Origin of the sequence: Stenotrophomonas sp. 2694 (assembly GCF_040548715.1) — a bacterium.
GTDB classification, from domain to species: Bacteria; Pseudomonadota; Gammaproteobacteria; order Xanthomonadales; family Xanthomonadaceae; genus Stenotrophomonas; species Stenotrophomonas indicatrix.
The window spans coordinates 381181-394120 of the sequence record NZ_JBEPSG010000001.1 but is presented as its reverse complement, the minus strand read 5'-3'; the positions used below and the strand labels follow the sequence as shown (position 1 = coordinate 394120).

The 12940-nt window shown below is 64.4% G+C and carries 14 protein-coding genes; 5 read left to right on the top strand and 9 right to left on the bottom strand.

Features of this window, described 5'->3' with window-relative positions; translation table 11 throughout:
- Positions 1–109 precede the first annotated feature (109 nt).
- On the bottom strand, positions 110–691 hold the full coding sequence (locus ABIA73_RS01845; RefSeq protein ID WP_354275338.1) for a hypothetical protein: 582 nt from the start codon (positions 689–691) through the stop codon (positions 110–112).
- A gap of 69 nt (positions 692–760) precedes the next feature.
- The gene (locus tag ABIA73_RS01840) at positions 761–1933 is read right to left on the bottom strand and encodes a serine hydrolase domain-containing protein (protein ID WP_354275337.1); all 1173 of its coding nucleotides are present in this window, start codon (positions 1931–1933) and stop codon (positions 761–763) included.
- Between the two features lie 273 nt (positions 1934–2206).
- Between ABIA73_RS01840 and ABIA73_RS01835 the strand changes: the two genes are divergently transcribed.
- The gene (locus tag ABIA73_RS01835) at positions 2207–3139 is read left to right on the top strand and encodes an ABC transporter six-transmembrane domain-containing protein (protein WP_354275336.1); all 933 of its coding nucleotides are present in this window, start codon (positions 2207–2209) and stop codon (positions 3137–3139) included.
- Between the two features lie 15 nt (positions 3140–3154).
- Here the strand turns inward: ABIA73_RS01835 and ABIA73_RS01830 are convergent, their stop codons facing one another.
- From ABIA73_RS01830 to ABIA73_RS01815, 4 genes are read right to left on the bottom strand one after another with little or no spacing between them, the layout of a single operon-like run.
- The gene (locus tag ABIA73_RS01830) at positions 3155–3538 is read right to left on the bottom strand and encodes a nuclear transport factor 2 family protein (RefSeq protein WP_025874534.1); all 384 of its coding nucleotides are present in this window, start codon (positions 3536–3538) and stop codon (positions 3155–3157) included.
- Between the two features lie 49 nt (positions 3539–3587).
- Entirely contained in the window at positions 3588–4274 is a 687-nt protein-coding gene (locus tag ABIA73_RS01825) for a hypothetical protein (RefSeq protein ID WP_354275335.1), read from the bottom strand.
- A gap of 43 nt (positions 4275–4317) precedes the next feature.
- Positions 4318–5184 (bottom strand): MBL fold metallo-hydrolase, encoded by an 867-nt coding sequence (locus tag ABIA73_RS01820; RefSeq protein WP_223482504.1) that lies wholly within the window; start codon positions 5182–5184, stop codon positions 4318–4320.
- A complete protein-coding gene (locus tag ABIA73_RS01815) occupies positions 5181–6035 on the bottom strand; it encodes an MBL fold metallo-hydrolase (protein WP_279207268.1) in 855 nt (284 codons plus the stop codon). Before ABIA73_RS01815 ends, ABIA73_RS01820 begins: the two co-directional genes overlap by 4 nt.
- A 99-nt stretch (positions 6036–6134) precedes the next feature.
- Here ABIA73_RS01815 and gcvA point away from each other — a divergent pair, with 99 nt between their 5' ends.
- The gene (gcvA, locus tag ABIA73_RS01810; protein ID WP_157804385.1) at positions 6135–7046 is read left to right on the top strand and encodes a transcriptional regulator GcvA; all 912 of its coding nucleotides are present in this window, start codon (positions 6135–6137) and stop codon (positions 7044–7046) included.
- Between the two features lie 14 nt (positions 7047–7060).
- Here the strand turns inward: gcvA and ABIA73_RS01805 are convergent, their stop codons facing one another.
- Together ABIA73_RS01805 and ABIA73_RS01800 are read right to left on the bottom strand one after the other, a co-directional pair.
- Complete coding sequence (locus tag ABIA73_RS01805) at positions 7061–7969, bottom strand: methylenetetrahydrofolate reductase (protein ID WP_279207266.1); 909 nt, start codon at positions 7967–7969, stop codon at positions 7061–7063.
- On the bottom strand, positions 7969–8883 hold the full coding sequence (locus ABIA73_RS01800) for a LysR family transcriptional regulator (RefSeq protein ID WP_279207264.1): 915 nt from the start codon (positions 8881–8883) through the stop codon (positions 7969–7971). Before ABIA73_RS01800 ends, ABIA73_RS01805 begins: the two co-directional genes overlap by 1 nt.
- A gap of 175 nt (positions 8884–9058) precedes the next feature.
- On the opposite strand from ABIA73_RS01800, the gene msuE reads away from it, so the two are divergent.
- Genes msuE through ABIA73_RS01785 form a run of 3 tightly spaced genes read left to right on the top strand, consistent with a single transcriptional unit; the run spans position 9059 to position 11754 of the window.
- Positions 9059–9640, top strand: a complete 582-nt coding sequence (gene msuE / locus ABIA73_RS01795; protein ID WP_025874527.1) for an FMN reductase — start codon at positions 9059–9061, stop codon at positions 9638–9640.
- Positions 9641–9698: 58 nt separating this feature from the next.
- A complete protein-coding gene (locus ABIA73_RS01790; RefSeq protein ID WP_354275334.1) occupies positions 9699–10676 on the top strand; it encodes a DUF1852 domain-containing protein in 978 nt (325 codons plus the stop codon).
- A gap of 43 nt (positions 10677–10719) precedes the next feature.
- Positions 10720–11754, top strand: coding sequence for a methionine synthase (locus ABIA73_RS01785; protein WP_354275333.1), 1035 nt, complete (start codon positions 10720–10722; stop codon positions 11752–11754).
- Positions 11755–11871: 117 nt separating this feature from the next.
- Here ABIA73_RS01785 and ABIA73_RS01780 read toward each other — a convergent pair whose 3' ends face one another.
- Positions 11872–12876, bottom strand: coding sequence for an extracellular catalytic domain type 1 short-chain-length polyhydroxyalkanoate depolymerase (locus ABIA73_RS01780; RefSeq protein ID WP_354275332.1), 1005 nt, complete (start codon positions 12874–12876; stop codon positions 11872–11874).
- Positions 12877–12940: the final 64 nt, after the last annotated feature.

Here is a 12940-nt window from a genome sequence, read left to right as displayed (position 1 = left end):
CGTGCGCAGGATTTCGAGGTTGGTCCGCGCCCTTGAATCCCTCTGTTCACAGCCCCGGAGCGAAGATCGGAAACCGGGAAGGGGCCCGTCCATGAGAACGTCGCGCACTTCACCGGGTGAAGTACAGGCACCCGGCCACGGCGATCGGCATCGGGTCGGCCTCGATGCGCTGGGCCACCAGTGCCATCACTTCAATGCCATCGCCCTGGGCTTCCGGTGCTGACTGGACCACCCGCATTCCTCCGGGTTCGCCCTGCGTCCCCGGCACATCGAGGGAAAGCGATTTGGTGAGGTCTGCAGCAAGGGCTGCATCGAAGACAGCCACCACGGAACTGCGCGACAGTATCAGCCGCGTGGACGGATGACCGAAGACCAGAGCCGGTGCCGGAAGCTTCATTTCCGCGACAACGCCGGGCATGTCGCCCAGTGCATTGCTGTAACCCCCACCCTTGCCGGCGATCGGCTGCCAGCCACCCGATGGCTTCCCGCGGGTTGCGATGTCACGCAATTGATGGGCCAACGCCCGGAATGCGGTGCGATCCGCCTTGCAGGACACAAGCGCCAGCGCCTGATCGATTTCATCCTGCCTGGGAACGGTGCTGCGGATCGATTCTGCTGCTGGGGCGTTCGGCGCAATGACAAGCCCCAAGCCTGCGAGCAGTAGAATCCTGTTCAACGTACGGGTGATCAATGCGCAATGCTCCTGCCTGGGGTGCCAACACTGTTCGGCACCACACCGGACAGCTGGGAAACACCCTCTCTATCGGGAAACATCATTACCAGCGAGAGCTTCCAGCGCGGCGATTTTTTCGACCAGCGCATCGATCGCAGCCTCCATGGCGCGCGCCGTCTGGTCGCCGCTCTGGTTGGTGATGATGAAGATGCCAAGATCGTACTTGGGCACGATGTAGATGTAGCACTGCGACCGCGGTACACCACCATGATGCGCATGGTAGACGCCCTTCAGCCGGTCACCGGAAACGATGTTCCAGAAGTAGCCGATGCTGAACTCCGAATCGAACGTGACCAGAGGGCGATGCGACTCCTTTACCACCGGCCCGTTGGCCAGCTGGAACCTTAGGTACTTCACCATTTCCGGGACAGTTGCCTTCACGTTCCCGGAGGCGCCCCACGGCAGCTGTGGCATCGGCGTGGTCGGCATCGGGTTGTCGCTGTGATAGCCGACCGCAAGCCGGGACGCTTCGCTGTCGCTGAGTCTGATTCTGAGACCCGTCATCGCCGCGGAATCGCCAAGGAATCCCCGTAACAGCGACTCGTAGTCGCTGTTGTAGACGGTTTCCAGGATATGCGCTGTCAGTTCCGTTCCGGCACTGGAGTAGGCGTAGTCCTTGCCGGGTGCCCGGTCAATCTCGACGGCGTGCAGATCCTTGAAGAAGTCAGCCCTGCCGTAGTGCGCATAGAGGGTGTTGAGTTCGCTGGGCGTACGATGATCGGTGAAGTCCTCCAACACCGTGTTCGCGCGTTCCGGCAGCATGTTCGGCAGGCCGCTGGTGTGCGACAGCAGATGGCGGATGCGGATGGGCTCGCCCTTGTACTGCAGGTTCGGATAGTCCCCCTGCAGGTACTGCCGGACGTCGTCGTCCAGACTGACCTTGTGTTCCAGAACGGCATTGGCCATCAGGGTGCCGGCCAGGGTCTTGCTCAACGAACCGATCTCGTAGAGGGTCGCATCGGTTGGAGGGCCAGGCTTGCCGGTTTCCATGTCGCCGCGATGACGGACGAATTCCTCGCCCCGGTACACGACGCCGATCGAGGTCGAATGAAGTAGCGGCCGCTGGATCAGCGTCGCGGCAACTTCGTCGATCTCCGCCCCGAGATCCTTCGTTGCGGCCTTCTCGCTGGCGCAGCCTGCCGCCAACAACGCCGCGGATACGACCACGCTGCCGAGCCATCGCCTGTTTCGAACAGTCATCGGATTCGCATGCATGCGTAGGCGCTTGAAGGGAGGTGGGAAAAGGGCTCTTAAGATACCCGATGGCAGGGGCTCGATTGCCGATGGATGCCGAGCCTCGCCCCGGGTCGAGCTCCCCTGGCCGGTGCACGCCCGTCGCTGAACGCTGCCAGCATCTCCACGCAATCTCCATCGCTCCTCCATGCTCCCTCCAAAGGACTGCAGATACTGGCAGCGATCAGGGGAAATGCCTCCATCGATCCCCTGCCCCATCCTCGATCTGCCCAGGTCCCCATGAAGCCCCCACACGATCCGGCCGTCGCAGCCGGCAGCATCGGCCAGCAGAATGCGGCCGCCACCCTGAAAGCCATCCTGCGCACCTACCCCTGGCAGCTCACCGGCACCTTTTCGCTGGTGGCGCTGGAGAATGCGCTGCTGCTGGCCTATCCGCTGTTCGCCGGCTTCGCGGTGGACGCGATCATCCGTGGCAACGTCGGCCATGCCATTTCCTACGCCGGCGTGGTGCTGCTGTTCTGGCTGGTAGGCGCCGCCCGCCGTGCGGTCGATACACGCACCTTCACCCGTATCTACGCCGATCTGGCGGTAAACGTGGTGCAGGCGCAGCGGCGCCAGGGCCAGGCTACCTCCACCTCGGCGGCGCGGGTGGTACTGGCCCGCGAGTTCGTCGACTTCTTCGAGAAGCACGTGCCGATCATCGCCACTGCGCTCGTTTCCATGTTCGGCGCGGCGGCGATGCTGCTGGCAATCGAACCCCTGGTTGGGGCCGCCAGCCTCATCGCCCTGCTCGGTGCGCTGGTGTTGCTGCCCTCGTTCGCTCGCCGCAACGAGCAGTTGCACGGCCGCCTGAACAACCGGCTGGAGCATGAAATCCGGCTGGTCGACCGGGTCGGCCCGTCGGTACTGCGCCGCCACTACCGTACCCTGTCGCGACTGCGCATCCTGCTGTCCGATCGCGAGGCTGGTGCCTTCGTGGTGGTCGGTGCGGCTGCTGCGGTGCTGTTTGCCTTGACCATCGGCCGCCTCGCCACGACCGATGGCGTGACCCCTGGCCACGTCTATGCGGTGATGACCTACCTGTGGACCTTTGTCGGCAGCCTGGACGATGCACCGTCGATGGTCGACCAGCTGGCAAGGCTGAAGGACATCGGCCGCCGGGTGAGCCCGGGAATGGAGGATGCGGAGAACAACGTCCACCCCGGGCCATGAGTCACCGCCGGCTGTCTAGGCGATTGTCTCCATTGCTGCGGGCAGAGCGACAACCGAGCCGCCCAGCACCTGCCAGACACCGGCCGTCTTCCCCCAGAAGCGGCAGTACCTGAAGCGGCCAGAGAAGGCTGCGCCATCGAAGGTTCCGGCCAGGTCCGCAGTAGTGAGTGCAACAGCGGTTTGATCATGCAGGGCAATCTCCACCGATTGCCATTCGGCCATGCTCAGCTTCTGGCGCCCTGAACGATGCAGGGCCAGATCATCCTGCTTGCCAAACACTTCGCCCGAAGGCCCCACAAAGATCAGGGCGTCTGCAATCAGGCCATCCAGCGCGGCCACGTCGCTGGTGAGCATCGCGATGCGCAGCGCTTCTTCGAGCTGCCGTATTTCAGTGTCCATGCCGGCTCCATGGTAGTTGGGCGATTGCTGCGTCAGTGACAACCTGCCATCACTGCCGATGGGCTTCGGGCGCCAGGGTATGGATCACCCTGCCCTGCACGTCCAGGAACTCGATGGCCCCGTAGCCTTCCGGCGTTACGGTCAGGCGCAGCCTGGCGCGGTCCTGTTGATCGTTCAGCGCGATGGCGGGGGTGCCATCGGCTGCCACCGCCATCTCGATGCGTGTTGGCGTCTGCACCCCCGGAATCAGGCGATTGTCCAGCCGCGGCTCGCGAATCAGCGGCGGCGCCTGGTTGATCGAGAACCGCACGTCGCCGTCGGGCGACACGCGCCAGCCAATTGCATCCATGGCCGGGTGGTCAAGCGCCAGTACGGCCATGCCGCCCTCGACGTCTGCGGTTCCGAAGCCACCGCGCTCGCTGCCCTTGTGGTCGTACAGCACCATGCCCGCCACATTGAAGGCTCGCTTGTACTGGATGCCATCGATGATGGGCGGTGGCGTCTGGCCCGAGAGCGTCATCCGGATCACTCCGTTCTCGTCGACGATATCGATCCGCCGCACCGTGATGCGTTCTTTGTCGGGAGCATCCACGCGGGTCTCCGGCGAGGTGCTGACGATAACCTTCTGCAGCTGCTCGACCGAGGGGCGTTTGGGGCTGGTGGTTTCCGCCGCCAGGGCGGCCATGGAAAAAGAAGAAAACGCGATGGCGGTTGCAATGCAGTGTGCTCGATTCATGGGTTCTCCCAGGGCCAGGAATGATTCACGCGCGGATACGGGACTACGCCGGCCATGTCAGCCACGCGCCCGGCTCGACGACCTGCACGGCCACGGCACGGTCACCGGCTGCCTTGCGAAGCCGCCCGAGCGGGTCGTCCACTTCCGCATAGTTGTCCATTCCGCTGATGCCATAGTGAATGGGCACCAGCGTGCGTGCGCCGAGGATTGCCGCCGCTGCCACCGCTTGCTCCGGCGTCAGTACGCCAGGCTGGCCACTTACGGGCTCGCGCCAGCCGAACGTGGCGCCATTGATGGGGAGGAAGGCCGCATCGAACGGTCCGAACTGGCGCCCGATACGCCACCAATGGCCGTGCCATTGGGTGTCGCCGCCATGGAAGATGCGTCGGCCGCCCGCTGCTACCACCCAGGAAACCTGCGTATCGCCGTAGCCGTCCGATGCCGGTACCGGCGTTGCAGTGAAGTCGCCCAGCAATTGGGGCTCCCACAGCGCGCTCGGCCGTGCACGTGCGGCTGCGGGTAGCGGCATGGGCTGCAGGCCGGCTGGATATGCGAGTGTTCCCCCTTTGCTGAGCGCCGCCGCAACCGCATCTGCATCGAAGTGATCGGAGTGGGTGTGGGTGACCAGCACGTGGCTTTCGCCCAGCACATCGTTCACCGGCACCAGCCGGTCCGGCAATGCCTTGCCCCACGTTGCGGGATTCACCAGCGGATCAATCAGCAGCGTGCTCTCCGGCAACTGCAGCCGCACCCCGGCCCACGCCAATCGCTGGGCCCGCAGGCTGCGCATCTCCGCCGGTGGCGCAGCGGAACCAGCAGGGACCAGCGCAGCAGCGGCCACACCGGCGCAACGGGCAAGGAAGCGTCTGCGACTGCCCAGCGCCGGTGCGTTGACGGCATCGTGTTTCATGCGGCCTGCTCCCTTGCTGCCAGCGCAGCGTCCAGGGAGAAGATCGACTGCGCGACGATCGCCGTGAGATTGTGTCCATGCCATTCTCGTTCGAATGCCGTCGGCGTTACCCCCGACGCGATGCAATCCTCCAGTCTGATGGCTGCCATCAGCGCCGTGGTCTCCGTCGGCGCAGTTCGCAGCCGGATATCCACGACGATCTCCTGCATCCGCTGCAGGTAGTGGAGTGCATTGCCCAGCACCGCCGCATCGAAGACCCCGATATGCCCGCCGACCACCCTGCTGCGCCCGAACTGCTGGATACGGCCGATGGCGGCGCGCTGCAGCGCCGGGTCCGACCGGGAGAGATAGACGATGTTGCCGACGATGTTGTCGCCCACGCAGACCAGATCGGCGCTCGGCACATCCACGCTCATGTGGTCCATCGTCTTGCCGGGGTTGTACAGGAAGCGCAGCTGGTGGCGCCCCCAGCGCATGGCGAGATTGTCGAACACGATATCGGGATCGCGGTAGCGTGATGCCACCGGTTGGTTCTGCGAAAGAAAGGCATGCCGGTGATGGCGGTGCGCCAGGGTCAGCGCCTCCGGAAACAGCGTCATGCCACAGATGTGGTCGCTCATGAAATGGGTGGCGGCAACCAGTCGTACCCTCTTGCCCATCTGCCCGTGCAGTACGTCCCGCAACCAGGCGGCATCCTCCTCGCTGCCCAACGCGTCCACCAGCAGCACCTGGTCTCCGTTGACGAAGGCGGTAGCGACCGATTCAACCTGGTCACCGACGAACATCAGCACATCTGGGGCAAGCTCCTGAATTCGCACGGCGGGCATTCCGGGTGGGAGGATCGGCATCATCACCAACTCATGCGGCACCCGGCAAACGAGTAGTTCTACGCTTCGCGTTAGAAAAATTCATGCGCTACGATGACAGGGCCCCTGCTTTGGATGGTGCCCGTGAAAGCCCGCCCCACTGCCCCACTGAATGCGCTGCGCACGTTCGAAGCGGCTGCCCGCCACCTCAGCTTCAATCAGGCGGCGCGCGAACTGTTCGTCACCCCGGCTGCGGTCAGCCATCAGGTCAAACACCTCGAGGCCTATCTGGGCGTAAGCCTGTTCCAGCGCAATCACCGCGCCGTGGCGCTCACATCAGACGGCGCGGCGCTGGCAACAACGGTCGGCGATCTACTTGGGCAGCTGGACCTGGCGTTGGAGCGCGCCAGGACGCGCGCACCACACGAGCTGCGGGTGACAACCATGGAGTCGTTCGCCGCGAAATGGCTGGCCCCAAGGCTGCACCGCTTTCACCATGCGCACCCCAATGTCCGGGTGCGCATCGACACCGGCAATGAACACGCCGACTTTCTGCGCGGAGGATTCGATGTCGGCATCCGCTACGGTGCAGGCAACTACACCGGCGTGCGCGCTGAGCTGCTGTTGAAGGCGCCGGTATTCCCTGTGTCCTCGCCCGCGCTGCTGGCCGGCACTGCTGGCCGGCTGCAGCGGTCTGATGATCTGCGCCACTGCACGTTGTTGCACGATGAAAGTGCCACGGACCGCCCCGGCGTGCCGGCGTGGTCACACTGGCTGGAGGCCGCCGGCGCCATCAACGTCAACGCAAGCGCCGGGCCGGTCTTCCCCAGCATCTATCTTGCGCAGGAAGCGGCGGTGGCCGGCCATGGCGTGGCGCTCGGCGTGGCGCCGCTGGTGGAAGACGATCTCCGCCAAGGCAGGCTGGTGAAACCCTTCAGCCTGGAGCTGGAGAACCGTTACGCATTCTGGTTGATCCGTCGGGAGATGGCTCAGGACCGCCCCGATGTGCAGGCGTTCTGCCAATGGCTGGGTGAGGAGTGCAGTGATCGGCCATGACAGGCCCATGCGTGTCATGACGGTTCATCGGCAACAGGTGAGCGGGTCGTGTGCGCATCGCCTGCACGCATCCGGTAGTGCTCCACCCACTCCATGGTCGGTGCGATACCGCCGAAGGGAAACAGATGCGGGCTGACCTGCCCATGGGCTTCGGTCAAGCCCTCTGCCAGGCGGTCCACGAACACGTCCGGCCCGGCTCTTCCCAGCAGGCGGCCGATGGAGATGCCGTAGCGGGACAGCATCGAGGTGCTTGCAGCGACGCCGCACATGGCCGCATAGCGTACAAGCCGCGCGATGCTGGCCGGCCCGGGAACGCCCACCAGCACCGGATGGGTGATGCCACGGGCGCGCAGTTCATTCAACCAGGCCAGAACGATATCGGCGTCGAATGCGAACTGGGTGATGACCAGCGGTGCCATGCCTCGCTCTTCGATACGCTGGCACTTGTTTTCAAGCACGCGCCACCTCTCGGCGCTGGTCATCACCGGATGGCCTTGCGGATGCCCGCCCACCCCTACGACCTTGATGCCGGTGCGCTCGAGAATGCCGCTCTCGATGATCGATGTGCTGTCGGCGAACGGCCCGGCAGGCGTGGCAAGATCGCCTGCGATCACGAAACAGCGGTCAATGCCAGCGTCGATGACGGCACGCTCGACGAAGTGCTCCAGCGCCGCCCGCGAGCCGATGCGGCGTGCGGAAAGGTGCGGCATCGGCTCGAACCCCAGTTCGCGCACCCTGCGTGCCGCGGCCAGTCGCGCAGCATCGTCCTCGCTCGGCAGGTAGGGAATGGAGATCGTCGTCCCCCGTGCAATGCGGGCGGCTTCGGCGCGCAACGCAGGCATGGCCTTGGCACTGACTTCCAATGAAAAGGCGTTGACGAAGGTCTGCGCCAGTGGCTCCATGCGGCCAACGCCTGCTGACATCAGCCGGCTCCAGGCAGGTTGCCGGCGCTTGTGGAGCTGTTCCGTGCCAGTTCGACAAACGCCTGCAGGTAATCGATACCGGTATCGGCCTCACGCGCGCCCAGGTAGATCTGCTTGGGAATGCCTTTCGCACCCAGACGCACCGGTACCACGTCCATGCGGGCGGCGTACTCCTCCACCAGCCAGCGCGGCATGGCGGCCACGCCGCGACCGCTGGCCACCATCTGCATCATGATGTCGGTGGTTTCGATGGCCTTGTGGCGCCGGGGCCTGACCCCGGCAGGCAGCAGGAACTGGTTATAGATATCCAGCCGCTCGAACGGCACAGGATAGCTGATGAGTACTTCCTGGCTGAGCTGGCGGGGCTTGACGTGCTCGACCGACGCCAGCGCGTGGCCCTTGGCCACCACCAGCACCTGCTCGTAATCGAAGACGGGGACGAACTTCAGGCCAGGCTTCAACAGCGGGTCGGGCGTGACCAGCAGGTCGATCTCATAGCCGAACAGGGCGCCGATGCCGCCGAACTGGAACTTCTGTTTGACGTCCACATCGACGTCGGGCCAGCTGGCCAGATAGGGCGAGACGATCTTCAGCAGCCACTGGTAGCAGGGGTGGCATTCCATGCCGATGCGCAGCGCGCCACGCTCGCCCTGCGCGAACTGGCCCAGCCGTTCCTCGGCCAGGTCCAGCTGCGGCAGCACCCGGTTGGCCACCGCCAGCAGGTACTGGCCCGCCTGGGTCAGGCGCAGGCTGCGGCCTTCGCGCAGCCAGACGTTGGTACCCAACTGCTGCTCCAGCTTCTTCATGCTGTGGCTCAGGGCTGACTGGGTCAGGTTCAGCACGCCGGCGGCGGCCGTGAGCGACCCCTGCTGCTCGACCTGCTGCACGATGCTGAGATGGATCCGCTCCAACATGACGATGAATCTCACTCATGGATTGGTGAAGTAATACCATTTTACGTCATGGGATGGGCTGGCTAGCATCGGCTCATGCCTTCGGATCCCTGCCAGCGCGGCTACCCAGCCGGCACGCAGGACTGCGCCCCTGCAGGTCACCCCGAAGCAGCCCCTCCCCTGCTGAAGCGAAGAGATGACCCGCCCCCTCCGTATCGTCGCCGTTTCCGGCGGGCTGCAGCGCCCCTCAAGGGCCGCCACCCTGGCCGAGCACCTGCTGGACCTGATCGGCGAAGGCGTCCCCTGCGATCAGCACCTGATTGAACTGGGTGAACTGGCGCCACAACTGGCCGGTGCGCTCCGGCGCTCGCAGTTGCCCGAAACCGTGGAGCGGCAGTTGGCCGCTGTCGAGCGGGCCGATGTGCTGGTGGTGGTTACGCCGGTCTACCGCGGTTCGTACACCGGCCTGTTCAAGCACTTCTTCGATTTCATCGACCAGGACGCGCTGGTCGATACCCCGATCCTGCTGGCCGCCACTGGCGGCAGCGAACGCCACGCGCTGGTGATCGACCACCAGCTGCGACCGCTTTTCAGCTTCTTCCAGGCGCGAACCCTGCCCTTGGGTGTCTACGCAACCGACAAGGATTTCGCAGACGGCTGCGTGCAGAACGAGGCCCTGATGCAGCGGGCGCGGCTGGCGGTGCAGCGAGCGATGCCCCTGCTTGCCCTCTCCCATCGTGCAGCACCTGCCGTTACCGAGGCCGCTGCAGTCCTCTGAATGCCGAATGCCAGCGACCTGCATTCGGATGTCACCCCCGCAACCCGGAACGCCGCCCATGACGACCGAGAACTTCACCTTCAGCATCACCCGTATTCCTTTCAACGAGGACTACCAGCCCGCTGACGGCACGCGAATCACCACCAACTTTGCCAACCTGGCCCGCGGCGAATCCCGCCAGGAAAACCTGCGCAACACGCTCGGCATGATCAACAACCGCTTCAACGATCTGGCGCACTGGGACAACCCCAGCGCGGATCGCTACGCGGTCGAGCTGGACATCATCTCGGTGGAGATGCACATCGATGGCAGCGACGGCAGCGATACGTTCCCGTTGATCGAGGTACTGCGGCCGACCATCGTCGACACGCGCACCGGCGTGCGTACAGAAGGCATCGTCGGCAACAATTTCTCCTCCTACGTCCGCGACTACGATTTCAGCGTCGTGCTGCCCGCCAGCAACGAAGGCAAGGCCACCTTCGGCATTCCCGAAGACTTCGGCGATCTTCATGGCAAGCTGTTCAAGCACTTCCTGGCGTCCGACGCCTACCGTGCGCGCTTCAGCAAGCCGCCGGTGATCTGCATCAGCGTGTCCAGCAGCAAGACCTACCATCGCACCGAGAACCACCATCCCATCCTGGGCGTCGAGTATCGGCAAGGCGAGTTCTCCCCCACCGACCAGTACTTCGACAAGATGGGGCTGCAGGTGCGCTACTTCATGCCGCCAGGCAGCGTCGCGCCACTGGCGTTCTACTTCCAGGGTGACCTGCTGGGCGACTACTCGAACCTGGAACTGATCGGCACCATCAGCACGATGGAGGCCTTCCAGAAGATCTACCGCCCCGAGATCTACAACGCCAATTCCGTAGCGGGCAAGGTCTACCAGCCCAGCCTGAAGCACCAGGACTATTCGTCCACCCGCATCGTCTACGACCGCGAAGAGCGCAGCCAGCTGGCCGTCAAGCAAGGCCGGTTCACCGAAGAACACTTCATCAAGCCGTACCGCGCCGTGCTTGAGCAGTGGGCCGCCCGCTGATCAGTCGATTCCCCTTTCCCACCTGGACACAAGAAACAGCCCGATGAAGAAACTACTGCCCACCTCGACCGCCGGCAGCCTGCCCAAGCCGTCCTGGCTTGCACAGCCGGAAAAGCTCTGGTCGCCCTGGAAGCTGCAGGATGAAGAGCTGCTGGAGGGCAAGCAGGATGCCCTGCGCCTGTCCCTGCAGGAGCAGCAGCATGCCGGCATCGACATCGTCAGTGATGGTGAGCAGACACGGCAGCATTTCGTCACCACGTTCATCGAGAACCTCAGTGGTGTCGATTTCGAGAAGCGCGAAACCGTCCGCATCCGCGACCGCTACGACGCCAGCGTGCCCACCGTGGTGGGTGCGGTGAGTCGTCCGAAGTCGGTGTTCGTGGAGGACGCGAGGTTCCTGCGCAGGCACACCACGCAGCCGATCAAGTGGGCGCTGCCCGGCCCGATGACCATGATCGACACGCTCTACGATGCGCACTACAAGAGCCGCGAAAAGCTCGCATGGGAGTTCGCCGGGATCCTCAACCAGGAAGCCAGGGAACTGGAGGCGGCCGGCGTCGACATCATCCAGTTCGACGAACCGGCCTTCAATGTGTTCTTCGACGAAGTGAACGATTGGGGTGTCGCTGCACTGGAGCGCGCGGTCGAAGGGCTCAAGTGCGAAACCGCGGTGCATATCTGCTACGGCTACGGCATCAAGGCCAACACCGACTGGAAGCAGACGCTGGGTTCGGAATGGCGCCAGTATGAGGAGTCGTTCCCGAAGCTGCAGACGTCCAGCATCGACATCATCTCGCTGGAATGCCACAACTCGCACGTGCCGATTGACCTGATCGAGCTGGTGCGCGGCAAGAAGGTGATGGTCGGTGCCATCGATGTGGCTTCCAGCACGGTCGAGACGCCGGAAGAAGTGGCCAACACGCTGCGCAAGGCCCTGCAGTTCGTGGATGCTGACAAGCTCTACCCCAGCACCAACTGCGGCATGGCGCCGCTGTCGCGTGACGTGGCACGAGGCAAGCTGCGCGCGCTCAGCGCAGGTGCACAGATCATCCGCGACGAGCTTCTGGCCCGCGGCTGAGCACGAGTGCGCATGCGGGCGCACACGCTTGGATGGATGAGGCAAAGGCCGCGCGCCAGTGCGGGAGCCCACCGCTCCCACACTGGCGCCGCCTCCCCTGCTCCTGTGCCTCCACACTCAGCGCTGCTGATCCTTCAGGAACAGCCAGGTAATCAACGTGGCATCCGGCCCCTTGGGATCGGTGAACGGCAAACCGGACTGGCTGCCGCTCCAGGCATGCCCCATCCCCTGCACCACGTAATGCTGCACCAGCGTCCTGCCGCCATAGGTGTAAGAGTCAACCGTGTAGGCACGCCCACCCGGCACCTGGCCGTGGAAGGTGCTGGTCGGCACGTACTTCACCGAGTCGTTGTCCATGCCATCGTCAGCCAGGTCATTGGTCTGCAGGAACTGGCGCACGGCCTGCTGCCCGTTGATCGGGTTCACCGTGGCGTCGGCGGTGCCATGGAAGACCAGCACCGGGATCGGCCGCGGCGACGGCGAGCCCGAGCACTGCCAGGCCAGCCGCCCGTTGCTGTCCGGTGAGTAGATGCTGCCGGCCAACAGCGCATAGGCGCTGCCGGAAATCGTGGTCGCGCCCTTGTACATGCCGCCGGAGTGGATCGCGCCCGCCGCGAACACATCCGAATAACAGGCCAGCATGATCGAAGTCATCGCCCCGCCGGCGGAAATGCCGGTGACGTACACGCGATGCGGATCGATGCTGTAGCCCGCTTTCACCTTGTCCACGATGCCGGCCAGGATGGAGGCTTCGCCACTGTCGCGCGCCTGGTTGATCGGCAGCTGCCAGTTCCAGCAGCGTGCGGGGTTGGAGGTTACGTTCTGCCGCGGGTAGACCACGATGAAGCCTTCGGTGTCGGCCACCTCGTTGAAGCCGGAGGCCTCGCCCATCAGGTTCGGCCCGGTCACGCAGCCGTGCAGCACCAGCAACAGGGGCAGTGGCTGCGTTTCGTCGTAGCCGGCCGGCACCCACACCTGGTACTCGCGAGCGCCGAACAGATTGCCGTACAGGCCAACGTCCCAATGCCCGGGTGGGTCTGCCGCAGAGGCGGCGCCCGTGGTGGCCAGCCAGGTGCACAGCAGCAGCATCAGCGCCTTGATTGAATCGATTCCAGATTTCATGACCAGATCCTCATGCGTGAGTCGTGGATGAAGTGGTACCGGAAATCCTCGTGGACCGACCTTC